At 65.4% G+C, this 22,246-nt stretch carries 22 protein-coding genes and 1 pseudogene; 14 read left to right on the forward strand and 9 right to left on the reverse strand.

All coding sequences use genetic code 11. The features are described from left to right. Positions 1-96 precede the first annotated feature (96 nt). Together ACUXH0_RS11885 and ACUXH0_RS11890 are read left to right on the forward strand one after the other, a co-directional pair. Positions 97-294, forward strand: a complete 198-nt coding sequence (locus tag ACUXH0_RS11885; RefSeq protein ID WP_182594086.1) for a hypothetical protein — start codon at positions 97-99, stop codon at positions 292-294. Beyond that, positions 266-1,354 (forward strand): annotated as a pseudogene (locus ACUXH0_RS11890) (autotransporter-associated beta strand repeat-containing protein); the annotation flags it as partial. The gene ACUXH0_RS11885 and the pseudogene ACUXH0_RS11890, both read left to right, overlap by 29 nt. A gap of 4 nt (positions 1,355-1,358) precedes the next feature. On the opposite strand, the gene ACUXH0_RS11895 reads toward ACUXH0_RS11890, so the two are convergent. Beyond that, on the reverse strand, positions 1,359-2,198 hold the full coding sequence (locus tag ACUXH0_RS11895; protein ID WP_473241712.1) for a GyrI-like domain-containing protein: 840 nt from the start codon (positions 2,196-2,198) through the stop codon (positions 1,359-1,361). 311 nt (positions 2,199-2,509) lie between these two features. Here ACUXH0_RS11895 and ACUXH0_RS11900 point away from each other — a divergent pair, with 311 nt between their 5' ends. Next, entirely contained in the window at positions 2,510-2,803 is a 294-nt protein-coding gene (locus ACUXH0_RS11900; protein WP_004635830.1) for a GYD domain-containing protein, read from the forward strand. Between the two features lie 70 nt (positions 2,804-2,873). On the opposite strand, the gene metK is transcribed toward ACUXH0_RS11900, so the two are convergent. Further along, a complete protein-coding gene (metK, locus tag ACUXH0_RS11905; RefSeq protein WP_004635827.1) occupies positions 2,874-4,064 on the reverse strand; it encodes a methionine adenosyltransferase in 1,191 nt (396 codons plus the stop codon). A 239-nt stretch (positions 4,065-4,303) separates the two neighbouring features. Between metK and ACUXH0_RS11910 the strand changes: the two genes are divergently transcribed. From ACUXH0_RS11910 to ACUXH0_RS11925, 4 genes are all read left to right on the forward strand, one after another. Further along, positions 4,304-5,152, forward strand: coding sequence for a lysophospholipid acyltransferase family protein (locus ACUXH0_RS11910; RefSeq protein WP_009239319.1), 849 nt, complete (start codon positions 4,304-4,306; stop codon positions 5,150-5,152). A 13-nt stretch (positions 5,153-5,165) separates the two neighbouring features. After that, positions 5,166-6,059 (forward strand): lipid A biosynthesis lauroyl acyltransferase, encoded by an 894-nt coding sequence (locus tag ACUXH0_RS11915; protein ID WP_009239318.1) that lies wholly within the window; start codon positions 5,166-5,168, stop codon positions 6,057-6,059. An 89-nt stretch (positions 6,060-6,148) separates the two neighbouring features. After that, complete coding sequence (gene dapF / locus ACUXH0_RS11920) at positions 6,149-7,027, forward strand: diaminopimelate epimerase (protein ID WP_182594085.1); 879 nt, start codon at positions 6,149-6,151, stop codon at positions 7,025-7,027. Positions 7,028-7,074: 47 nt separating this feature from the next. Continuing rightward, positions 7,075-7,902, forward strand: coding sequence for a polyphosphate kinase 2 family protein (locus ACUXH0_RS11925; protein ID WP_004635820.1), 828 nt, complete (start codon positions 7,075-7,077; stop codon positions 7,900-7,902). 125 nt (positions 7,903-8,027) lie between these two features. Here ACUXH0_RS11925 and pyrE read toward each other — a convergent pair whose 3' ends face one another. Beyond that, positions 8,028-8,705 (reverse strand): orotate phosphoribosyltransferase, encoded by a 678-nt coding sequence (gene pyrE / locus ACUXH0_RS11930; RefSeq protein ID WP_004635818.1) that lies wholly within the window; start codon positions 8,703-8,705, stop codon positions 8,028-8,030. 32 nt (positions 8,706-8,737) lie between these two features. Between pyrE and ACUXH0_RS11935 the strand changes: the two genes are divergently transcribed. Both ACUXH0_RS11935 and argC read left to right on the forward strand, forming a co-directional pair. Next, a complete protein-coding gene (locus ACUXH0_RS11935) occupies positions 8,738-9,523 on the forward strand; it encodes an exodeoxyribonuclease III (RefSeq protein ID WP_182594084.1) in 786 nt (261 codons plus the stop codon). Between the two features lie 127 nt (positions 9,524-9,650). Further along, entirely contained in the window at positions 9,651-10,664 is a 1,014-nt protein-coding gene (argC, locus tag ACUXH0_RS11940; protein ID WP_009239314.1) for an N-acetyl-gamma-glutamyl-phosphate reductase, read from the forward strand. Between the two features lie 72 nt (positions 10,665-10,736). Here the strand turns inward: argC and ACUXH0_RS11945 are convergent, their stop codons facing one another. From ACUXH0_RS11945 to ACUXH0_RS11955, 3 genes are all read right to left on the reverse strand, one after another. Then, complete coding sequence (locus ACUXH0_RS11945) at positions 10,737-11,645, reverse strand: prohibitin family protein (protein WP_004635812.1); 909 nt, start codon at positions 11,643-11,645, stop codon at positions 10,737-10,739. A gap of 308 nt (positions 11,646-11,953) precedes the next feature. After that, positions 11,954-12,709, reverse strand: coding sequence for a YdcF family protein (locus ACUXH0_RS11950; protein WP_024542217.1), 756 nt, complete (start codon positions 12,707-12,709; stop codon positions 11,954-11,956). 357 nt (positions 12,710-13,066) lie between these two features. After that, positions 13,067-14,011, reverse strand: coding sequence for a M48 family metallopeptidase (locus tag ACUXH0_RS11955; protein WP_182594083.1), 945 nt, complete (start codon positions 14,009-14,011; stop codon positions 13,067-13,069). A 97-nt stretch (positions 14,012-14,108) separates the two neighbouring features. Between ACUXH0_RS11955 and ACUXH0_RS11960 the strand changes: the two genes are divergently transcribed. After that, the gene (locus ACUXH0_RS11960; protein ID WP_137910963.1) at positions 14,109-15,398 is read left to right on the forward strand and encodes a muropeptide transporter; all 1,290 of its coding nucleotides are present in this window, start codon (positions 14,109-14,111) and stop codon (positions 15,396-15,398) included. A 4-nt stretch (positions 15,399-15,402) separates the two neighbouring features. Here ACUXH0_RS11960 and ACUXH0_RS11965 read toward each other — a convergent pair whose 3' ends face one another. After that, positions 15,403-16,596, reverse strand: a complete 1,194-nt coding sequence (locus ACUXH0_RS11965) for a class I SAM-dependent methyltransferase (protein WP_137910964.1) — start codon at positions 16,594-16,596, stop codon at positions 15,403-15,405. A gap of 16 nt (positions 16,597-16,612) precedes the next feature. Here ACUXH0_RS11965 and ACUXH0_RS11970 point away from each other — a divergent pair, with 16 nt between their 5' ends. Then, positions 16,613-17,431, forward strand: coding sequence for an SDR family oxidoreductase (locus ACUXH0_RS11970; RefSeq protein WP_009239309.1), 819 nt, complete (start codon positions 16,613-16,615; stop codon positions 17,429-17,431). 24 nt (positions 17,432-17,455) lie between these two features. After that, positions 17,456-17,854: a dihydroneopterin aldolase gene (locus ACUXH0_RS11975; RefSeq protein ID WP_004635799.1), complete on the forward strand. Its 399-nt coding sequence runs from the start codon at positions 17,456-17,458 to the stop codon at positions 17,852-17,854. Positions 17,855-18,152: 298 nt separating this feature from the next. On the opposite strand, the gene ACUXH0_RS11980 is transcribed toward ACUXH0_RS11975, so the two are convergent. Next, on the reverse strand, positions 18,153-19,082 hold the full coding sequence (locus tag ACUXH0_RS11980) for an arginase (protein ID WP_009239307.1): 930 nt from the start codon (positions 19,080-19,082) through the stop codon (positions 18,153-18,155). A 24-nt stretch (positions 19,083-19,106) separates the two neighbouring features. After that, positions 19,107-20,333 carry an ornithine--oxo-acid transaminase gene (rocD, locus tag ACUXH0_RS11985; RefSeq protein WP_137910965.1) on the reverse strand — a complete coding sequence of 409 codons (1,227 nt, stop codon included), beginning with the start codon at positions 20,331-20,333 and terminating at the stop codon, positions 19,107-19,109. Positions 20,334-20,451: 118 nt separating this feature from the next. Between rocD and ACUXH0_RS11990 the strand changes: the two genes are divergently transcribed. Together ACUXH0_RS11990 and ACUXH0_RS11995 are read left to right on the forward strand one after the other, a co-directional pair. After that, the gene (locus ACUXH0_RS11990) at positions 20,452-21,375 is read left to right on the forward strand and encodes a LysR family transcriptional regulator (RefSeq protein WP_024973797.1); all 924 of its coding nucleotides are present in this window, start codon (positions 20,452-20,454) and stop codon (positions 21,373-21,375) included. Between the two features lie 86 nt (positions 21,376-21,461). Next, positions 21,462-22,208 (forward strand): TetR/AcrR family transcriptional regulator, encoded by a 747-nt coding sequence (locus ACUXH0_RS11995; protein ID WP_137910966.1) that lies wholly within the window; start codon positions 21,462-21,464, stop codon positions 22,206-22,208. Positions 22,209-22,246: the final 38 nt, after the last annotated feature.

Genomic DNA, 22,246 nt, shown 5'->3' on the forward strand with positions numbered 1-22,246 from the left:
GCGGATTTGTCAACGAAACGTCACCGTTGTTTCGTGGCGCGTGTCGAGACTGCCGCGCTTTCCAGCGCGCTCTGCGGGTTGCGAGCCCGCCGTACCATGGCCTTCGCTGCCCGCCCCGCGTTTTCCCGCCCGCGTCTTTGCTCCAGCCTCGTTGCGCTGTTCGGTGCCCTCGCGCTCACCGCGTGCGGCGGCGATGACACCACCAGCAGCACGGCCGCTGCCACCACGCAGGCCATTCCGGCGCCGCCCGCAGCCCCGGGCTTTGGCGACACGGCTGCCGTACCTGGTGCCTGAGCGCTTCCAGCAGATGCTTGCACGCGGCCAGGAGCTGGGCGAGAACCGCATCCTGGCGGGCATGCATTCACCGCTGGATGTGATGTCCGGCCGCATGATCGGCATTGCCGCCGCGGCGGCCAATCTGGTCGACCCGGCCAACGCCGCGCTCAAGGCGGCTGCCTTCACGCAGGCGCACACCGCGCTGATGGCGCAGACCGGCACCGATGCCACGACCTTCCCGGCGCTGGCCCAGTCGGGCACGCCGGCCACCGACCGCTTTGCCGACTACGCCACCAATCAGGCCAACTTCACGCGCCGGATGACGTTTGGCTTCTCGCAGATCAGCGCCACGACACTGGCGCCGGTGGTACCCAAGGGCGCCGAGGTGCTGCTGGAAACGCGCTTCCCGTACCTGAGCGCCGACCAGCGCCGCGTGGTGCTCAAGACCACGGAGCTGGCGTCCGGCTACCCGGTGCTCGACGACGCCGAAGGCTGGGGCCGCCTCAACCTGTTTGCGGCTGCCGACGGCTATGGCGCGTTCAACGGCAACGTGATCGTCTCGATGGATGCAACACAGGGCGGCTTCAACGCGGTCGATACGTGGCGCAATGCCATCTCGGGCGCGGGCAAGCTCACCCTGCAAGGCACCGGCACGCTGCGTCTGGCCGGCGCCAACACCTACACCGGCGGCACACAGGTCGCAAGCAGCGTGCTGGAAGCCGATTCGGCCAACGCATTCGGCACGGGCGATGTGTATGTCGGCGCTGGCACGCTGGCCGTCAACGCGCCGGCGGCGGTGGCCATTGCGGGCAAGTTCACCCAACTGCAGGGCACCACGCTCGACCTCGCCATCGGCCCGAACGGCCAGGGCAAGCTCAGCGTGGCCGGCCTTACCACCATTGCGGGCGGCACGCTGCACCTGAAGTTCGTGAACGGCTACACGCCCAAGGTGGGCGACACCATCGCCGTGGTGGATGGCGCGGGCAGCAACCGCCAGTTCTCGACGGTGGTGGTGGACGGCTTCCAGGCCACGGCCATCTACACGGCCACCGGCATCCAGGTTCACCTGGACGCCTGAACGTTCACCTGAGCGGCAGCAGCACGTCCGTCACGGCTTCGTGCTCGGGCACGTCGGGGTAAAAGCGCACGCGCTGGAACAGCAGCGGCGCGTCGCGCAATTCCTCGCCGCTGGCGGGCAGCCAGTCGGCATACAGGTACGCAACGCTCTGGCCGAGCGTGTCGTCGGAGCCCGTGTGGCGCAGCACGGCGTAGCGGCCGCCCGCCAGCGTCTTGCCCGCTACGCCCGCTGCATTGGGGGCGATCGGCGCGCGCGTGGCCGCGCAGATGTCCATGCGGAACGCCTCGGGCGGCACATCGTCGGGATTGTCGTAGACGACGTTGTACGTGGCCGAAACGCTCGGGTGCAGCCGATGCTCACGGCGCCAGGCGATGAACCTGCGAAGGGTCTCGCCAAGGCGTGTTGGGTCACCGCGGTGCTCGATGGCGGCGACGGCAACGGCCTCGCGCTCGACGATCTCAACGGATTGGATTTGCGGTTGTGCGGGCATGTGTTGGCGCCTGAGGGCGCGCAGCGCCTGTAGATCGGTCGCCCAGGACGCCCACTGCGGCGCCGCCCGAAATGCCGACGGAGATTGTCCCGACTGCCTGCGGAACGCCCGCGCAAATGCCTCCGGCCCTTCGTACCCGCACGCCAGTGCGATGTCGGTGATGCGCGCTTCGTCGCGATAGGCGAGTTGATGCGCGGCGCGCTTCAGGCGCAGCAACTGCACATAGCGCCCGACGTTCATGCCGAACAGCAACGAGAACTGGCGGTGGAAGTGGTACCGGGAAAACGCGGCCACCCCGGCCAGCCCGTCTACATCCAGCGTGTCTTCCAGATGCGCGTCGATGTGTGCAAGCACGGCGCGGAAGCGGGCGAGGTAGCGGTCGGTGGCGGTGGTCAGGTTGGGCTCCTGGGTGGCGCTACGTTAGCGCGCGTGATACCGCCGTGCCTGACCGAAGTTGCGCAATGGGCGCTTGTCAGCGGCGGTGTATCGCATCTGAAACCATCCGGGGCACTGCACGGGCTGGAACGGACCGGTGTGGGCGCGATGTTGCCGCAATGCGGCCTGCCAGCTTGCCTGGCGTGCACATTGCACGAAAGCACCTCCCGCGCGTTTCGGCGGCGCGCGATGCGGCTTCCCTCCGACTCCCGCCGATCAGGAGATGCACCATGGCAACTTTTCTGGCCCTGCTGAACTTTACCGACCAGGGCATCCGCAGCGTGAAAGACACCACCAAGCGGGCGGCTGCGGCCCGCGAACTGGCCAAGGCGGCCGGCATCGACATGAAGGCGATCTACTGGACGCTGGGCCAGTACGACCTCGCCGTGATCTGCGAGGGCCCGGACGATGCCGCCATGACGGCCTTCGGGCTGGCGCTGGCCGCGGCGGGCAATGTCCGTTCGCAGACGCTGAGGGCGTTTTCCGCAGATGAGATGAACGGCATTCTCAGCAAGATGCCGTGAGCGCGGTATTACCAAGCACGCAACAAAAAACCGCCCCGAGAGGCGGTTTCTTGTCTGCAGCAGGGTGGCCTCAGGCAAACGCCTTGGCCGGCTCGCCGGCCAGGCCGGCCGCTTCGCGCAGCAGCAGGGCCTTGTCGGTGGCTTCCCAGCTGAACTCGGGCTCTTCGCGGCCGAAGTGGCCGTATGCGGCGGTCTTTTCGTAGACCGGGCGCAGCAGGTCCAGCATCTGCACAATGCCCTTCGGGCGCAGGTCGAAGTGCTCCTGCACGAGCTTGGCGATCTGCTCGTCCGGGATCACGCCCGTGCCTTCCGTGTACACCGTGATGTTGATCGGGCGTGCGACGCCAATCGCGTAGCTCACCTGCACCTGGCACTGGCGCGCCAGACCGGCAGCCACCACGTTCTTGGCCACGTAGCGCGCGGCATACGCGGCCGAGCGGTCGACCTTGGACGGGTCCTTGCCCGAGAACGCGCCACCGCCGTGCGGGGCTGCGCCGCCGTACGTGTCGACGATGATCTTGCGGCCGGTCAGGCCGCAGTCGCCTTGCGGGCCGCCGATGACGAAGCGGCCGGTCGGGTTCACCAGGTACTTGGTCTCGGCCAGCATGTGCGACGGGAGCACCGGCTTGATGATCTCTTCGATCACGGCTTCGCGGATGGCCTCTTGTGACATTTCCGGCGCGTGCTGGGTGGACAGCACCACGGTATCGACGCTGTGGGGCTTGCCATCCACATAACGCACCGTCACCTGAGACTTGGCGTCCGGACGCAGCCAGGGCAGGCGGCCGTCGCGGCGCAGTTGCGACTGGCGCTCGACCAGGCGGTGTGCGTAGTAGATCGGGAAGGGCATCAGCTCGGGCGTTTCATCGCACGCGTAGCCGAACATCAGGCCCTGGTCGCCGGCGCCCTGGTTGAGGTAGTCGTCCGATGCGCGGTCGACGCCCTGGGCAATGTCCGGCGATTGCTTGTCGTAAGCGACGAGGACGGCACAGCCCTTGTAGTCGATGCCGTATTCGGTGTTGTCGTAGCCGATGCGCTTGATGGTTTCGCGCGCAACGTGGATGTAGTCGACGTTGGCCGTCGTGGTGATTTCACCCGCGAGCACCACCAGGCCGGTGTTGCACAGCGTTTCTGCTGCGACGCGCGCATATTTGTCCTGGGCGAGGATGGCGTCCAGGATGGCGTCGGAAATCTGGTCGGCGACCTTGTCGGGATGGCCCTCGGAGACCGACTCCGAGGTGAAGAGGAAGTCGTTTGACACGGCTGTTAGCTCCAGATTGGCTATCACGTTGCCAATCCGTTGAGCCACGGCCGGCGACGCTTTAGCGGTATTTAGCAACCTTGCCGAGGTTTGTGGCCAAGCAAGGATTCGCCCCGCAAGTTGTCAGTTAACTCGGCGAATCGCGCTATTATACGCGGCACTTTTCGGGGCCGCAGCAAGGCCTGTCAAGACCCTGCTCCCCTGTCGACTGCGACCAACACATTGCTGCGACCGCACGCATGACCTTCCTGTTCTGGCTGTTTTCACGCTTGCCCCTATCCGCGCTGCAGGCGCTGGGCGGCTGGCTGGGGGCGCTGGCGGCCAAGGTGCCCGGCCGCTATCACGACCGGCTCATTGCCAACTTCCGCCACGCCTATCCCGACGTCACGCCCGCCATGCTCAAGGAGGCCGGGCGATCTGCCGGCCGCATGGTGTTCGAGATGCCCTACTTCTGGGTGCGCAAGAACGGGGCGGACGTCGCCCCTCACCTGTTCGACGTGTGCCGGACGGTCGTCGAGCGCGCGCTTGCAGATGGGCGCGGCCTGATCTTCCTGACGCCGCACCTGGGCTGCTTTGAAGTGCTGCCGCAGGCCTACGCGCGTGAGCACCCTGTCACCTCGCTGTTCAAGCCGCCGCGCAAGGCAAGCCTGCGCGGCTGGATTGAAACCATGCGGGCGGGACCGAACATGCAGATGGCACCAGCAGACCCGCGTGGCGTGCGCATGCTGGTGCGCGCGCTCAAGCGCGGCGAGGCCGTCGGCATCCTGCCCGACCAGACCCCCACCGCCGGCGAAGGCGTATGGGCGCCGTTCTTCGGCAAGCCCGCCTATACGATGACGCTGGTGCACCGTTTGCATCGGCTCACAGGTGCGCCCGTGGTGGCATTGTTTGCCGAGCGGCTGCCGCGCGGCGCAGGCTATCGCCTGCACTTGGAGGAGATTGGCGATCTGCCCGAAGACGCAACGCAGGCCGCCACCCGCATCAATGCCGCCGTCGAACGGTTGATTGCCGTGGCGCCGACGCAATATCTCTGGGGCTATAACCGCTACAAGCATCCCAAGGGCGCGGACGCTCCGCCCGCTGCCTGACACTGCTGCCTTTATGGAACGTCTCTCTGCCAAACTCGGACTCGGCTTCTTGTGGCTGCTGTCCTTCCTGCCGTACGGCTTTGTCGCGCGTTTTGGCGAAGGCCTGGGCGGGCTGCTGTACCGCATTCCCAATGGCCGCCGCCGCGTGGTGCTGGCCAACTTGCGCGCGTGCTTTCCCGAGAAGTCCGAAGCCGAGCGCGAAGCCATGGCGCACGAAGTCTTCCGCAAGGTCTTCCGCAGCTTTGCCGAGCGCTCGTTTGCGTGGTTCGCGTCGGAAAAGCGCCTGATGCGCGTGGTGAAGATCGACGACCAGGCCAATCTGCCGGCGCTGCACGGCCAGCCGCACATTCTCGTCACGCTGCATCTGTCGGGCGTGGAGATCGGCGCGCTGGCGCTGACCGACTACCTGCGCAAGCACGTCGGCAACGCCGGCTGCTCGCTGTACACGCGCATGGCCAACCCGGTGCTCGATGACGCCATCAAGGCGCTGCGCAGCCGCTTTGGCGCGACCATGGTGTCGCGCAACGAAAACATCCGCCAGATCATGCGCACCATCAAGCGCGGCGAGGCGCTGCAGCTCATCTCCGACATGGATTTCGGCGAGCGCGACTCGGAGTTCGTGCCGTTCTTTGGTGTACCGGCGCTCACGCTCAACGCCATCCCGCGCATGGCATCCATGACCGGTGCCAAGGTCGTGCCGATGTACACCGAGATCCTGCCCAACTACGAGGGCTACGCGCTGCGCATCCTGCCCGCGTGGGAGAACTACCCCACCGGCGATCTCACCGCCGACACGCGCCGGATGAACGCCTTCTTTGAAGACGCGATACGCCCGCGCATCACCGAGTACTACTGGGTGCACAAGCGCTTCAAGCACCGTCCCGAGGGCATGCCGGGCATTTATTGATGCGGGGAGCCGGCCCGCGCCAACCCCGGCCGGCTCCCTTTAGAATTGGTGTTTTCCGAACGCTCATCGCCGCATCTGTGCGGCCAGCCATGAAACTGCACTTCACCAAGATGCACGGCGCGGGCAACGACTTTGTCGTGCTCGACGGCATCCAGACCCCGATCGACTTCACGCCCGAGCAATGGGCTGCCATTGCCGACCGCCACTTCGGCGTGGGGGCGGACCAGCTCCTGCTGGTCGAGCGTTCGACACGGCCCGATGTCGACTTCCGTTACCGCATCTTCAACCACGACGGCGGCGAGGTGGAGCACTGCGGTAACGGCGCACGTTGCTTCGTCAAGTTCGTCACCGACCGCGGTTTGACCGACAAACGCACCGTGCGTGTGGAAGTCATGAACGGCATCGCCACGCTGACGATGCAGGACGACGGCCAGGTCACAGTCGACATGGGCGCACCGGTGTTCGAGGCGGCGCGCCTGCCGTTCCTGCCTGAAGGCCTGCCCACCCGCACCCAAGGCGACGACACGCAGCACGCGCTGCAGATCAACGGCCGGACCGAATGGCTGTCGACCGTGTCGATGGGCAATCCGCACGCCGTGCAGATTGTCGACGATACGGAAGCCTTCCCCGTGCTGGAAGATGGCCCGCTGATCGAATCGCATGCCGTGTTTCCGCGTCGCGTGAATGCGGGCTTCATGCAGATCCTCGATCGCCATTCCGTGCGCCTGCGCGTGTACGAGCGCGGCGCGGGGGAGACGCTCGCCTGTGGCACCGGCGCGTGCGCAGCGGTGTTGGCCGGCATCCGCCGCGGCCTGCTCGATTCACCCGTCAAGGTGGCCACGCACGGCGGCGACCTGACCATCGCGTGGGCGGGCGATGGCCAGCCGGTCATGATGACGGGCCCCGCCACGACCGTGTTTGAAGGCACGCTGGATCTGGATGCGCTCAAGCTGACCGCTGCCCACTAGGCGCGCGGGAACTGCCCATTCGCCTGTCTGAACAACAAGGAGACACCGTGGCATCCAACGGCAAGAACCCCATCGACGACTGGTATTTCGACGGCAGCAGCAAGTTCAAGATCGCCAAGTTCGATCCTGCCGCCAAACCGTGCACCACGGGCAGCAAGGCGGGTGACCTGGCGCGGCTGGCCGAACTGTCTGCGCGCATTGAGGCGCTGCAGGACATCTTCTATGCCGAGCACCGCCGCAAGCTGCTGGTCGTGCTGCAGGGCATGGATACTGCGGGCAAGGATGGCACCGTACGCACCGTATTCCGTGCGCTCGACCCGCTCGGCCTGCGCGTGGTGGGCTTCAAGGTGCCCACGCCGCTGGAGTTGGCGCATGACTTCCTGTGGCGGATCCATGCGGAGGTGCCGGCCGCAGGCGAGATCGTCATCTTCAATCGCAGCCATTACGAAGATGTGCTTGTCACCCGCGTGCATGGAGACATCGATGCCGCCGAGAGCAAGCGCCGCTACGCTCACATCAATGCTTTCGAGCAGATGCTGACCGAGACCGGTACCACCATCGTCAAGTGCTTTTTACATATCTCCAAGGAGGAACAGCGCGATCGGCTGCAGATGCGTATCGACGATCCGCAGAAGCACTGGAAGCTCGGGATGGCGGACATTGAAGAACGCAAGTTCTGGGAAGACTACATGGCCGCCTACGAAGACGCGATCAATGCCACAGCCACCCCGCACGCGCCGTGGCACATCATTCCGGCGAACTCCAAGTCGCATCGCAGCCTGATGGTGGCGGAGATTCTGCTGCAGGTGATGGAGCGGTTGCAGCCGGAATATCCGGTGGGGAATCCGGCGTTCTTGGGGTTGAAGATCGAATAGGGTGGTGGTTTGCGGCTCTTGCGCTGATGGTGCATCCCTCGCATCGGCCGCGGCAGGAGGATGAGCCACAAAAAACAAAACCCCGGCGAACAACATCCACCGGGGTTTTTTTACGCGGCAAAAACTCAGATCGCGCTAACGCCGTACTTATCCCGATAAGCAGCAGCCTTTTCCCGATACCCAGCCAGCGCCGGGTCGCCAGCGTTATCCAGATACCCCAGCAAATCATCCAGATTCGCAATCGACACCACCGGCATGCCGTACTGCGCCTGCACATCCTGCACCGCAGAACGCTCGCCGATATCCACGGCGTTGCCGCTGCGCTCCATCCGATCCATCAGGATCAGCACAGCAGCCGGGGTCGCGCCGGCGGCGCGAATCAGCTCGACGGACTCGCGCACCGAGGTGCCGGCAGAGATCACGTCATCGACGATCACCACCCGGCCCTGCAGCTTCGCGCCGACCAGGCTGCCGCCTTCGCCGTGGTCCTTGGCTTCCTTGCGGTTGTACGCAAAGCCCACATTCCGGCCCAGGCCCGCCAAGGCTACGGCGGTGGCCGACGCGAGCGTGATGCCCTTGTAGGCCGGCCCGAACAGCATGTCGAACTCGACACCCGAGTCCAGCAGGGTTTTCGCATAGAATTGCGCGACTTGGCCCAGCAGGGCGCCGTCTGCGAACTTGCCGGCGTTAAAGAAATAGGGCGACGTCCGCCCCGCCTTGGTCACGAATTCCCCGAATGACAGCACGCCGGCTTCCACCGCAAAGCGGATGAAGGATTGGCGCAACTCGCTGTTTTGGCTCATCTTTTTTCTCTGGTCCGCAAAAAAGTCCCGCCATGTTACGCATCATTTCCGCCAACCTCAACGGCGTTCGCTCCGCTGCCAGCAAAGGCTTTTTTGAATGGATGGGCAAGCAGGACGCCGATTTCGTCTGCGTGCAGGAACTGAAATGCGCGCAAGACGACATGACGCCTGAATTCCTGGCGCCGCACGGCTACCACGGCGTGTTCCAGCACGCGGTGAAAAAGGGCTACAGCGGCGCGGGCATCTACACGCGCCACAAGCCCGACGAGGTCATCATCGGCTTCGATAACGGCGAGTTCGATGCCGAAGGCCGCTACGTCGAGGCCCGCTACGGCAAGCTGTCGGTCATCTCGGTCTACGTGCCGTCGGGCTCCAGCGGCGAAGAGCGCCAGCAGGCCAAGTTCCGCTTCATGGACCTGTTCATGGAGCACCTCAAGGACCTGCGCCACGAAAAGGGCCGCGAGGTCGTGCTATGCGGCGACGTCAACATCGTGCACAAGGAAATCGACATCAAGAACTGGAAGGGCAACCAGAAGAACTCCGGCTGCCTGCCCGAAGAGCGCGCGTGGCTGAGCAAGCTCTTCGATGAGGTCGGCTACGTGGACGTGTTCCGCACGCTCGACCAGCGCCCCGAGCAGTACACGTGGTGGAGCAACCGCGGCCAGGCATACGCAAAGAACGTCGGGTGGCGTATCGATTACCAGATCGCTACGCCGGGCATTGCCGCCACGGCACGCCGCGCGTCGATCTTCAAGGACATCAAGTTCAGCGACCACGCGCCGCTGACGATCGATTACGACACGAAGCCGCACTGGTAAGCGACACAAAAAGCACTTCATGGCGCTGCCGCGGAAATGTCTTCGTCAGCCGCTACAATGCAAACCTCACGCGCCGGCATCGCTTGCCGGCGTTGTCTTTGGCCCCCAGTTTTTTAGCGAGATCACCATGGCATTCAAGGTTTTCGTCGACGGTCAGGAAGGCACCACCGGCCTTCGCCTGCTCGATTATCTGTCGCAGCGCGACGATATCGAGCTGCTGCGCATCGCCGAAGACAAGCGCAAGGATTCTGCCGAGCGCGCCAAATTCCTGAATGCCGCCGATGTCGCATTCCTGTGCCTGCCGGACGTCGCCTCGCGCGAGGCCGTCTCGCTGGTCAACAACCCGAACACCTGCATCATCGACGCCAGCACCGCGTTCCGCACGTCGGACGACTGGGTCTACGGCCTGCCCGAACTGGCCCAGGGCCAGCGCGAGCGCCTGCGTAACACCAAGCGCATCGCCGTGCCGGGCTGCCACGCCAGTGCGTTCGTGCTGCTGATGCGTCCGCTGGTGGACGCGGGCATCGTCCCGGCCGATTACCCGGTCACCGCGTTCTCGCTGACCGGCTACAGCGGCGGCGGCAAGCAGATGATTGCCGACTACCTCGCCGCCAATAACCCGAAGCTCGACAGCCCGCGTCCGTACGCGCTGGCGCTGGCGCACAAGCACCTGCCGGAGATGCGCGTGCAGAGCAAGCTGTCGCTCGCACCGATCTTCACGCCGGTCGTCGGCAATTTCCTCAAGGGCCTGGCCGTGACGATCGGCCTGCACCCGCAGCACCTGGCGCGCAAGGCGAGCCCGGCGGACATCGCCCGCGTGCTGGCCGATTACTACCAGGGCGAGCAGTTCATCCGCGTGGCGCCGGCCGACAACGTTGCGACGCTCGACAACGGCTTCTTCGATGTGCAGGGCGCCAACGACACCAACCGTGCCGACCTGTTCGTGTTCGGTTCGGACGAGCGCATGGTCGTCACCGCGCGTCTGGACAACCTGGGCAAGGGCGCGGCGGGCGCAGCGGTGCAATGCATGAACGTGCATCTCGGTGTGGATGAGGCGACGAGCCTGCATGTGGAAGCGCCGGTTCCCGCAGCAGGCGCCGAGCACACCGTGCGCGAAGCCGCGCCGGGTTTCGCGAGCTGATCGCCGCCTGAGCGGAAACGAAAAACGCGCCTTCGGGCGCGTTTTTCTTTGGCCGTTTTGACGACCCGGGGCTTACTTGCTCTGCGCCCCCGCCGGGATGTTGAAAAACATGCCGCCGCCGTTGCCGCCCGCCATCACGCTCGGCGTCACGCCGTTCCATTTCTCGATGGCGGCACGTTCGAGCTTCAAGCGTTCCCAGGCGAGCAGCCGGTCATCCAGCGACGAGGCGAGCGCATGGTTGGCAGCGGCTTCGCCTTCGGCAATCGCCACTTTCTTCTTGGCCTCGGCCTGGGCGGAGCGCACTTCATTTTCAGTGCGGATCGCGTCTTGGATGGCCTTGGTCTTGGCGCTCACTGCATCGAGCAGCGCACGCGGCGGGCGCAGCGAGCCGACGATGCCGAACTGCTTGATCGACACGCCCAGCGGTGCGAGCCGCGTGTCCAGCTCCTTGGTCAGCCGCGCGACAAACTCTTCCTTCTTGCCGCCGTTCACGTCGTCAAAGTTGTATTCCGAGCCCATGGCGACGATCACGTTGCGCGCGGTGTCGCGCAGATAGCCGTGCGTGAACGTCTCGATGCGATCGGCGCGGAAGTTGGTGTAGAAGGCCGGCACCTTCTCGCGATCGAGTTGGTACGAGACGGCCACGTCCACGTTGACGGGCACGGCGTCCTTCGTGTTGAACGTCAGTTCTTCGTTGAGCGCGCGGCCTTCGTTCACGTCTTGCGTCCAGATCACGCGCTGCACGTAAGTCGGGTACTGAATGATCGCGGTCTGCACGGGGTTGTAGAACACGAACCCGGTGACGACGTTTTCATGCGTGATGCCGCGATCGACGAGCCGATTGATCTTGATGCCCGTGTAGCCGGGCGGAATGATCTGCCAGTTCAGCAGGAAAGTCCGCCCGATCACCAGCGCCGCGACGGCGCCGAAGACGAGCGCGAGCAGTTTGACCGGCAGCTTGCTTGCCGTGACTTGAGGCATGAGGGTTCCCCTTGCTTGTTGGATTGCTTCTGAGGTGTGGCTGGCGGGGTGGGCGCTGCTTACGCAGCGGCCCACTTGCTGGCGCAGGAATCGTCAGCGATTCCCGTCAGGGATGGCCGCGCCCGGTGGGCGGGTGGTGGCAAGCGAGCTTGCCAATGGCGATGAGGCGGTGAGCTTCAATACGGCCGAGATGGCGCATTGCGATGCCCGGATGTTGCAATGCACAAAGTATAGGTCGGCGCCGGAATTTTGCTCCCCTCCGGAAGCACTAGAGCACCACTTCGAATGCCCGGCACAGGGCCGCCGAATCAGGCGTCACCGGGGTTGATGCGCCCAGGGTTCCAGCCCAGCGCGTTGTACATGTGATAGCGCGCGATGCCGATCCACTCGTGCAGTGCGAAATCGGTCAGCGCAAAGTTGTATGCCATCGGCAAGGGCGACGCCGCGGCCTGCAGATCGTCGGCGCGCACGGGGACCGGCGCCATGCCGAAGTGCGTGAAATACAGCAGGCTGCGCCGCAGATGGATGGCCGATGAAACGAGCACGGTGCGATCAGCGCCGTATTGCGCCAGCACCGTGCGTGAGAACTGCGCGTTCTGCCACGTGTTCATGCTCTGGGGCTCTATGAGCACGTCGTCCTTGGCGACGCCCAGCCTGACAAGCTCGCGCTGATACACGGTGGCTTCCGGCGAGCCATGGTGACGTGCATCGCCGCCGCTGACGAGGATCTTGCAATCGCCATCTGACTTGCGGCACGCCTGGTACAGCTGTGTGGTTTCCACCAGCCGCGGATACGAGAACAGCCCCGGCTCGACCGAGTCGCCCACGCGGAATGTGCCCGCGCCCAGTAGCACGATGGCGTTGCGCGCGCCCCATTGGACATGGGGCTCGTTCTCGAACGGCTTTTCCAGCGAATCGAGCAGCCACGCGGGCACCGGCCCGCAGCCGATCGCGATCACCAGCACACCGGAGAACACCGCCAGCCCGCGCGCAGCCCGACGTCGGCCGCGTGCTGCGCACACCGTTGCCACGATCACCAGCACACACAGGATGGTCAGACTCACGGGTTCCTCCAGGTTGGCGCCGCACACGCGCAAGTGAGCAGCCATCGTAAAGAGGAATGGCCGGTTGCGCGACCCGTCTGCTTACGGGGTTGTTTCGGCTGGCTGCGGATCGGCTGACGGCGCCAGCACGTTGTGGATGGCGGGTGTCGACGGCGGCGTTCGTGCCGGTGGCGTCCTGCTGGGGCTGCTGCTGCCGCATCCGGCCGCGCAGACAAGAAACCTCGCACATCGACGAGATTTTTTTGGGGGGCTGCACGATATGCTGTGCGCAAAACCAGCTACCGATGTGACTTTCCAGCGCATCTTGATGGAACCGGTGACTGATCAGACATCAATGCGCCAATTACCTAGCCATTATTACCGCCGCCGCATCGGCCGCATCGGCGCCTCATCGCCATTATCAACAGGTGCGGCGCCCAGATATTGCATGTTCGATCGATATTCCGGCAGTTTCGCCATCGTCATATGTCGGGCGTCGGCAAACAGCGTGAGCGTTTCGGGCAAATGGCGCGACAGCACGGCCATGCGCGTGCGTCCCGACGGGTGCGTCGACAGAAACTGCTTTTGCTCCGTCCCGCCGATCGATCCCATTTTTTGCCACAGCGTGAGCGCGGCGCGCGGGTCGTAGCCGGCGCGGGAAGCGATGTCCATGCCGACCAGGTCAGCCTCGGTTTCCTCCGCCCGCGAGAAGGCCAGCAGGTGCATCTTGGCGCCTTCACCCAGGTCCGTATCGCCCCGGTTGCCGAAGCCGAACAACTGCGAGATGACGTTGGCGCCCAGGTTGGTGATCTCGCGCTGGCCGGCTCGGGCGCGGGCGTGTTCGCGCAACGCGTGGGCGATCTCGTGGCCGAGTGCCATGGCGAGTTCGTCGTCCGTCAGCTTGAACTGTTCGAGCAACCCCGAGAACACGGCGATCTTGCCGCCGGGCATGCAGAACGCGTTCACCTGCGACGAGCCGATCAAGTTGACGTCCCACTGCCAATGCGTGGCGTCGGGGTTCCAGCGCGGTGCCTGAGGTGTGAGCCGTTTGACGATGCCGCGGATGCGGATCAGATCCGGCACGTTGTCGGGCGCGAGCGCGCCTTCGTGGGCCGCGTTGTCGATGATGCCCGTGTACTCGGCCAGCGCGCGCTTATCGATTTCCTCGGCCGGAATGACGAGCCGGATGTTGGGCGATGTGGTGGTGGGCGCTTCCAGCTTCACGCCGTCGGCGGGTACGGGCAGCGGGCCGTCCATGGCGGTTGCCCACGCAGATAGCGCGAGGCCGATTGCGGTCAGCAGGGAGCGTGTGACACGGGGCATATAGGTGAGGGGACGGATCCGTGCGACATAATATCGGCCAACGCCGCGCGCCACGCTACGTGGCAACCCGCATTCGCCTTCGCCACCGGCCCGCCGCATGACCTTCCACGATTACCTCGATATTTTTCGCAACCGCCGCATCGGCGCCATGTTGTTGCTGGGCTTTGCCTCCGGCCTGCCGCTGGCGCTCACCTCGGGCACGCTGCAGGCCTGGATGACGGTGGAAGGGCTGGATATCCGCACCATCGGGTTGTTCTCGCTGGTGGGGCAGGCGTACATCTTCAAGTTCCTGTGGGCGCCGCTGATGGACCGCTTCACACCGCCATTGATGGGCCGCCGGCGCGGCTGGCTGGTGCTGACGCAGGCCGGGCTGGTAGCGTCGATTGCGGCCATGGCCTTCACGCCGCCGCATGCCGCGCTCTGGGCGCTGGCTGGGCTGGCGGTGCTGGTGGCGTTTTTATCCGCGTCGCAGGACATCGTCTTCGATGCCTACAGCACCGATGTGCTGCATACGAGCGAGCGCGGCGTCGGCGCGGCCGTGAAGGTGCTTGGCTACCGGCTGGCGATGCTGGTGTCGGGTGGCCTGGCGCTGTATCTGGCCGATCGCGTGATGGGCTGGAGCAACATGTATCTGCTGATGGCCGGGCTGATGGCGCTGGGCATCATCACGACGCTGTGGTCGCCCGAGCCGGAGGTATCGGCGCGCCCACCGCGCAGCCTGCAGGAGGCGGTGGTCGGCCCGCTGCGGGACTTCTTCTCCCGCCGTGGCGCCTGGGCGCTGCTGGGGCTGATCGTGCTCTACAAGCTGGGCGACGCGTTTGCGGGCAGCCTGTCCACCACGTTCCTGATCCGCGGCGTCGGCTTTTCCGCCGGCGAGGTTGGCATCGTCAACAAGACACTCGGCTTGGCCGCCACTATCGTGGGCGCACTGTATGGCGGCACGCTGATGGTCCGGCTGGGGCTGGTGCGCGCGCTGCTGATCTTCGGCGTGCTGCAGGCAGTGTCGAACCTCGGCTACTGGGTGCTGGCCGTGACGCCGCAGCACCTGTGGACGATGGCGGTGGCCATCGGCATCGAGAACATCTGCGGCGGCATGGGAACGGCGGCCTTTGTGGCGTTGCTGATGGCGCTGTGCAACCGGTCGTTCTCGGCGACGCAGTATGCGTTGCTGTCAGCGCTGGCTTCCATCGGCCGCGTGTACGTTGGGCCCACCTCGGGCTACCTCGTGGAAGCCTACGGCTGGCCCGCGTTCTATCTGATGACCGTGGTGTTTGCCTTCCCGGGCCTTGCGCTGCTGTGGTGGATGCGCGGCACGATCGGCCGCTACGAAGCCGAGCAGAACGAACGCGCCTTGGAGGCCAAAGCGGCCAAGGCCGCGTCAGCCTGATCGTCTAACCCAAGCGGTTCGAGCGGTCGGCATCGGCAAAGCCGGTCAGCGGCAGTGCTGCATCGATGCCTTTGCCCAGCGCGATGGCCTTGAACAGCTCGCCCATTTCTGCTTCCGACAGCAGTTTCTGCACGGCATTGGCCGCCGGCAGAAACTGCATCGGATCGGACGGATCAAGTGTCATCAGCAGCTCACCCACACCGGCGCTCAACAGAAAGCGCGCCTGGCTCGTGTAGCCGAGCAGTTCCAGCCCGGCTTCCTGTCCCGCCTGGGCAATCCCCGAAAACTCGACGTGCGCGGTGATGTCCTGCAGGCCTGGCAGCCAGAACGGATCGTCATGCGCGTGCTGGCGGTAGTGGCACATGAGCGTGCCGTTGGCGCGGTGCGCGTGGTAGTACTCGGCGGCCGGGAAACCGTAGTCGATCAGCAGCAGCAAGCCGCGTTCAAGCGCTGCGCCGGTGCTGCGGATGAAGCCCTCGGCGGCCTCATGCGATTCGGTAACGAAATCATCCGTGCCGGGCAGGGCGGCCAGCTTGGCTGGGACCTCTGACGGATCAACAAGCCGGTCTTCCCATTGCAGGCCGTGCTCCGCATCTAGCATCACGCCGCGCTGGTGCCACATGCCGCCGCGCCGCGCCCACAGCGACACGGGCATCGCATCCAGCACTTCGTTGCCGATCATCACGCCGGTGAACGGCGCGGGCAATGTGTCGTGCCACTGCGCCAGGGCGCCCAGCTCGGGGCCGAGCGCAGTCAGACGCTCCTGCTGGCGCTGGCGCAGCTCGCCGGAGAGTTCGACGATGCCGTAGCTGTCGGGCCGCACGCTCAGCGCATCCAATTCGATAAGGATGTCGGCGGCCAACTTGCCGGTGCCGGCGCCAAATTCCAGCACGTGGCGCTGGCCTTCGGGCAATGCCTGCAGCACCTGCGCGAGCTGGTGCGCCACGGTGCGGCCGAAGAACGGCGTCAGTTCGGGCGCGGTGATGAAGTCGCCGCCGTCCTCCACGCGGCGGCCGAATTTGGCCGCGCCGCCGCTGTAATAGCCCAGGCCGGGCGCGTAGAGCGCCAGTTCCATGTAGCGGTCGAACGGAAGCCAGCCGCCGGCGGCCGCAATGGCGTCGGCGATCACGGCGAACAGGTGCGCGGACTGCGCCTGCGCCGCCTCGTTGGGAAGCGGTAAACTCACGGTTTTGCTCATCGGCGAATTGTAAACAATGGCGCAGACGCTCAACCAGTCAACTGCGGAATCGACCGCAGAATCCGCTACACAGCAGCGCATCGCTCTCGTCACAGGCGCAGGCCGTCGCGTGGGGCGCGTCATTGCCCTGGCCCTGGCCCGCCACGGCTGGGATGTGGCAGTGCATTGCCACCGCTCGCGCACGGAGGCCGACGCCGTGGCCGCCGAGATCACTGCCATGGGCCGGCGCGCCGCCGTGCTGCAGGCCGACCTCTCGGACGAAGCTGCCGCCGGCCGCCTGATCGCCGATTGCAGCGCTGCACTGGGTACGCCCACGTGCCTGGTCAACAACGCGTCGCTGTTCCAGTACGACGTAGCGACCAGCTTCAGCTATGCGTCGCTCGATACGCACATGCGCACCAACGTGGCGGCGCCGCTGCTGCTGTCGCGCGAGCTGCACCGTGCGCTGACTGCCGATGGCGCCGAGCACCGCGGCGTCGTCATCAATCTGCTCGACCAGAAGCTCGATAACCTGAACCCGGATTTCCTCTCTTACACGTTGTCGAAGGCGGCGCTGTCGACCGCCACGATGCAGCTTGCGCAGGCGCTGGCGCCCGCGCTGCGCGTGGTGGGCGTGGCGCCGGGCATCACGATGGTGTCGGGCGACCAGTCGCAAGGCGGGTTTGCACGCGCGCACCAGATGACGCCGCTGGGCCAGTCGTCCACGCCGGAAGACATTGCCGAGGCGGTGTGCTACCTCGCCACCGCCCGCGCCGTCACCGGCACCACGCTGTTCGTCGACGGAGGCCAGCACCTGATGCCGCTGGCACGCGACGTGATGTTCCTGACTGAATAAACAACTCCTCCCCCGGACGCTCCCATGCTTTCCCTGCTATCCCACCCGCGCCTGTCGCACTGCCGCCGCATGTTCCTGCGCAACTACGAAGTGCAGATCAACATCGGCGTGCATGAATTCGAGAAAAAGGGCGAGCAGCGCGTCCTGATCAACATCGAGCTGTACGTGCCGCTGGAGCATTCGTCGCCCACGGAAGATAAGCTGCATGAAGTGGTGGATTACGACTTCATGCGCGAGACCGTGGCGCGGCGCATGGCGCAAGGCCATATCCATCTGCAGGAGACGCTGTGCGATGACGTGCTGACGGCGATGCTCAAGCACCCGCATGTGCTGGCCGCGCGGGTGTCGACGGAGAAGCCGGATGTGTATCCGGATTGTGAGTCGGTGGGGGTGGAGGTGTTTCGGATCAAGGAACAGGCTTAAGCGCTTGTTCTTCTCTGCACCACCGGCGTTTGTGGTGCATCCCTTGTTTCATCCCCTACCGGGGCTGACTCACTTTCTTTGTCTTGCCAAAGAAAGTAAGCAAAGAAAGGCGCGCCCGATGCGGCGAAAGATTCCTTGAATTTATGTCGCAAGGAGGGGAAGGGAAAAACTCGCTGCGCTCAAACAGTTTCCCTTCCTTTTTCCTCCTTGCAACAGAAATTCAAGGCGCCGCATAGGGCAGGGTACGGCCACACCGTCTGTGCGCGGGTGTTGGCGGTCCGATTTTTTTAATGGCGGTTCAAGCCGCCGTCGCGTATTCGCGGCGCTGGGCGTGCAATGCGCCTGCGACGCTGGCCAGGAGGTCCAGGGCCAGATGTGCCGTGATCCCGCCCTTGTCGTGGCGCGGGTTGTATTCCACCAGTTCGAATGCGGCAAACCGTGCGTCGCGTGCGCACGCGGCGAGTGCTTGTGCCATGCCCTGCGCGGTGAGCCCGTCTGTTTCGGGCGTGCCGACGCCCGGCGCGACGGCGGGGTCAAAGGCGTCCAGATCGAGTGTCACGCCAAAGGCGGCCGTGTCCGATTTGACTTGGCGGATGGCGTCGGCCATGACGGCGCGCAGACCATTGCGTGCGACTTCGGCTGCGTCGATGACGCGCACGCCAAGCAGGTCAAGCAACGCGCGTTCGGCGGGCTCGTAGCTGCGCGCGCCGATCACCACCACGTGTTCCGGCAGCAGCTTCGGCGCGGCATCGCGGATCTGCGTGAGGGCCGCTGCACCGTGGCCGAGCAGCGCCGCCAGCGGCATGCCGTGGATGGCGCCGGAATCGCTCGTCTGCGGCGTGTGGCTGTCGAGATGGGCGTCGATCCAGATCAGGCCAAGCGGTCCCCTTGGCCGCAAGGCGTTTGCGACGCCTGACCAGGTGCCGATGGCACAGGAGTGATCGCCGCCGATGACCACGGGCACATGCCCCTGGTGCACGCTGTGCGCGGTCGCATCGCCGAGCGCGCGCGAGAAGCCGGCGACGCCTGGGAGCGCCGCCAAGCGTGCTGAGCGGCTGTGCCCAGCTGACATCGCCAGTTCGATGTCGTGCACGAGCGCGGCATGCGTGTCCCGCGTCTGCAATCGCCCCAGCGCGCCGGCTTCCAGCAGCGCGCGCGGGCCGTCCTTGCAGCCGTCGTCTTGCGCTCCGCAGCCGATGGCCGCGCCGATTAGATCAATGATGGTCATGTCACTCCCCTTGCGAGTTCTTCGTCACGCCACCTTGCGCCGCGGCCAGCCGGCCAGCGTCTGGCGGATGGCGTCCAGCGCCAGCGCCAGTTCGGCCTCGCCAATGACCAGCGGCGGTGTCAGGCGGACCACGTTGCCGTAGGTGTCCTTGGTCAGCACGCCACGCTCGGCCAGCGCGAAGGCGAAGTCGTGTGCATCGATGTCGGCGTCGAGCTGCAGGCCGATCATCAAGCCGCGTCCACGCACCTGCCGAACGCCGTGGCCGACCAGCGTTTTCAGTTCGTTGATGAACGCTGCGCCCACGCGCGCGGCACGCTGTGGCAGTTGTTCTTCCATCAGCAAGGCAAGTGCCGCGCGTCCGATGTGCGCTGCGAGCGGGTTGCCGCCAAACGTGGAGCCGTGGTCGCCCGGGTGGAACACGCCGATGACCGCTTCGCGCCCGGCAATGGCCGATACGGGCACCATGCCGCCGCCGAGCGCCTTGCCCAGCACCACCAGATCGGCGTCAACGCCTTCGTGCCAGCTCGCGAGCACATCGCCGGTGCGGCCGAGGCCCGTTTGCACCTCGTCGCAGATCAGCAGCACGTTGTGCCGGGTGGCGAGTTCGCGTGCGAGTTTCAAGTAGCCAGCAGGCGGTTCGACGATGCCGCCTTCGCCTTGCACGGGCTCCATCAGGATGGCGCCCGTGTTGGGCCCGATCGCCGCACGCAGTGCATCAGCGTCGCCGAACGGAATGCGCCGGAAGCCCGCCGCGAAGGGTCCGAATCCGTAGCGATATTGATCGTGTGAGGAGAACCCGACGATGGTCGTCGTGCGGCCGTGGAAATTGTTGTCGAAGACGATGATTTCGGCCGCCTCGGGCGGCAGGCCCTTTACGTCGCGCGCCCACTTGCGTGCCGCCTTGATGGCGGTTTCGACGGCTTCCGCGCCGGTGTTCATGGGCAGCGCGCGGTCCATGCGCGTGATGCGGCAGACGTCGGCCAGGAAGGGCCCCAGCTCGGTGTTGTGGAATGCGCGCGAAGTGAGCGTCAGCCGGCCGGCCTGTTCCGTCAGCGCGGCCACGAGCTTCGGATGCGAATGCCCAAAGCTGACGGCCGAGTACGCAGACATCATGTCGAGGTAGCGCCGGCCGTCGGTATCGAACAGCCACACGCCTTCGCCGCGTTCCAGCATGACCGGCAAGGGCGCGTAGTTGCGTGCGCCGTAACGGTCTTCCAATGCATAGCTCGGATGTTGCATTGCGGTCGTCATGATGGCCTCCTGCCTGGATCGGTCGTTCACTTGCGGCGGATTGTGCGATCTGACAGACTTGAAATCAAATCGAATGTTTTTCGTTTTTCGATCCAAAAATTTGATGAATTGAGGCGCCATGTCGCACTCGCCGCTGCGCTATCTGCATAGCTTCCTGACCGTCGCCAACGAAGGCAGCTTCGTGCGGGCGGCAGACCGCCTCGCCGTGTCGCAACCGGCGCTGTCATACCAGATGCGGCAGTTGGAACAGTGGCTCGGCGTGCCCTTGTTCGAGCGCTCGGGGCGCAAGCTCGTGCTCACGCGTGCCGGCACGTCGGTGCGTGCGTGGTGCCGCGATGCGTTTGCCGGGCTGGATGAGCTGCGCGCCGCCTTGCACAGCGGCGAGATGGAGCGGGTATCGCTCAAGCTGGCGAGCGGCTCCAGCTTCGGACGCTATGTGCTGATGCCGGCGCTGCTGACGCCTTCGCCCGAATCGGAGGCGCCGCTTCTCGACGACGTGCGCCTGGAACTCGTCTTCGGCAGCGACGAAGAGGTCTTCAGCCATGTCGAATCCGGCCGCGCCGATCTCGGCTTCGTCTACACGCCGCGCACGTCGCGCCTGTTTGAACACCACGCTGTCTATACCGAAGAGTTCGTGCTGGCCTGCAGCGCCCGGGCACTGCGTGAGCACGCTGCGCCACGCACGCTGGCCGACTGCGCGGCGCTGCCCTTTGTCACCTACGACGAATCCGATGCGGTCTACGGGCTGTGGTTCAAGGCGCTGTTCCGGCGCATGCCGGAGACGACCGTCAGCGCACATCACGTTTCCGATCTGGAAGAAGTGAGCACCTTGGTGGAGGCCGGCATGGGCTGGTCGGTGCTGCCGCTGCATGCCGTTCAGGAAGCGGTGGAGCGCGGGCGTCTGCAGGTCGTGCGCCCGATCGCGACGCGGCGCTGCCTGAACACCGTGTTCGCCGTGCGCCGCACATCGAGCTTCCCGAGCGAAGCGCAGGACCGCTTGCTGGTGCGGCTTGCGCAGCTTGATGCGGCGGCGCGCGTTTAGCCGCGCGGTCGCAATCTTCCCCGTCGATCTGCAAGGCGCGACATGTCGCCTTGAAATTAATTAATTAGACAATTAATATTCGCGGCATGGCAACCTCCGAACCGACTTCTCGCGGCCCGGGCCGCCCCCGTCGCCAGGATGGCGTAACGCAGGACGGCCTCCGTGACCGCCTGCTCGACATCGCCGTCACCCTGTTTGCGCGCGACGGCGTTGGCCCGACCACGCTTGCTGCCATCGCCCGCGAAGCTGGGGTGACGGCACCGATGGTGCATTACCACTTCAAGTCGCGCGATCAATTGCTCGACGCCGTGGTGGAGGGGCGCATCCGCCCGCTGGTCGATCAAGTGACGCGCCCGGCGCTTGCAATCATCGCCGACGACGCGCATCTGCCCGACCTCGCGCAGACCTTGGCAGGCGTGGCGCAGCGCATGGTGACGGTGGCCACGGCCACGCCTTGGTTTCCGACGCTGTGGATTCGGGAGATCGCCAGCGAAGGCGGCCAGCTGCGCGAGCGTGTGTTCGCGCGCATCGCGCTGGAGCGCGCCACGTTGCTGGTCGACCGCATTGCCCGCGCACAAGCCGCCGGGGCGGTGAACGCGGCACTGCAGCCACCGCTGGTGATGGTGTCGGTGATTGGCCTGGCGATGCTGCCGTTGGCAACGCGCGCGCTCTGGGGCCGCCTGCCGCTGGCGGATCGGGTCAGCGACGAGGACATCGGGCGGCACGTGGCCGCGCTGCTGTTGCACGGTATCGGCCCGGTCGCACCGCCCGAGGACGCCAGCAGGAAGAAGACGAAGCCAAAGTCGACGCCTGAGAGCAAGGGGCGCAATTAGGCGAACACGGCACGCAATCGAATCAATCGCAACAATCG

The sequence above is a fragment of the Ralstonia sp. 110700041-2 genome (assembly GCF_056280165.1).

What these genes read in the sequence shown, in the direction of transcription:
- ACUXH0_RS11885 (WP_182594086.1), top strand. Translation starts at nt 97, where the DNA reads ATGGCCTTCGCTGCCCGCCCCGCGTTTTCCCGCCCGCGTCTTTGCTCC.
- ACUXH0_RS11900 (WP_004635830.1), top strand. Translation starts at nt 2,510, where the DNA reads ATGGCAACTTTTCTGGCCCTGCTGAACTTTACCGACCAGGGCATCCGC.
- ACUXH0_RS11910 (WP_009239319.1), top strand. Translation starts at nt 4,304, where the DNA reads ATGACCTTCCTGTTCTGGCTGTTTTCACGCTTGCCCCTATCCGCGCTG.
- ACUXH0_RS11915 (WP_009239318.1), top strand. Translation starts at nt 5,166, where the DNA reads ATGGAACGTCTCTCTGCCAAACTCGGACTCGGCTTCTTGTGGCTGCTG.
- dapF (WP_182594085.1), top strand. Translation starts at nt 6,149, where the DNA reads ATGAAACTGCACTTCACCAAGATGCACGGCGCGGGCAACGACTTTGTC.
- pyrE (WP_004635818.1), bottom strand. Translation starts at nt 8,705, where the DNA reads ATGAGCCAAAACAGCGAGTTGCGCCAATCCTTCATCCGCTTTGCGGTG.
- ACUXH0_RS11935 (WP_182594084.1), top strand. Translation starts at nt 8,738, where the DNA reads ATGTTACGCATCATTTCCGCCAACCTCAACGGCGTTCGCTCCGCTGCC.
- argC (WP_009239314.1), top strand. Translation starts at nt 9,651, where the DNA reads ATGGCATTCAAGGTTTTCGTCGACGGTCAGGAAGGCACCACCGGCCTT.
- ACUXH0_RS11945 (WP_004635812.1), bottom strand. Translation starts at nt 11,645, where the DNA reads ATGCCTCAAGTCACGGCAAGCAAGCTGCCGGTCAAACTGCTCGCGCTC.
- ACUXH0_RS11955 (WP_182594083.1), bottom strand. Translation starts at nt 14,011, where the DNA reads ATGCCCCGTGTCACACGCTCCCTGCTGACCGCAATCGGCCTCGCGCTA.
- ACUXH0_RS11960 (WP_137910963.1), top strand. Translation starts at nt 14,109, where the DNA reads ATGACCTTCCACGATTACCTCGATATTTTTCGCAACCGCCGCATCGGC.
- ACUXH0_RS11965 (WP_137910964.1), bottom strand. Translation starts at nt 16,596, where the DNA reads ATGAGCAAAACCGTGAGTTTACCGCTTCCCAACGAGGCGGCGCAGGCG.
- ACUXH0_RS11970 (WP_009239309.1), top strand. Translation starts at nt 16,613, where the DNA reads ATGGCGCAGACGCTCAACCAGTCAACTGCGGAATCGACCGCAGAATCC.
- ACUXH0_RS11975 (WP_004635799.1), top strand. Translation starts at nt 17,456, where the DNA reads ATGCTTTCCCTGCTATCCCACCCGCGCCTGTCGCACTGCCGCCGCATG.
- ACUXH0_RS11980 (WP_009239307.1), bottom strand. Translation starts at nt 19,082, where the DNA reads ATGACCATCATTGATCTAATCGGCGCGGCCATCGGCTGCGGAGCGCAA.
- rocD (WP_137910965.1), bottom strand. Translation starts at nt 20,333, where the DNA reads ATGACGACCGCAATGCAACATCCGAGCTATGCATTGGAAGACCGTTAC.
- ACUXH0_RS11990 (WP_024973797.1), top strand. Translation starts at nt 20,452, where the DNA reads ATGTCGCACTCGCCGCTGCGCTATCTGCATAGCTTCCTGACCGTCGCC.
- ACUXH0_RS11995 (WP_137910966.1), top strand. Translation starts at nt 21,462, where the DNA reads ATGGCAACCTCCGAACCGACTTCTCGCGGCCCGGGCCGCCCCCGTCGC.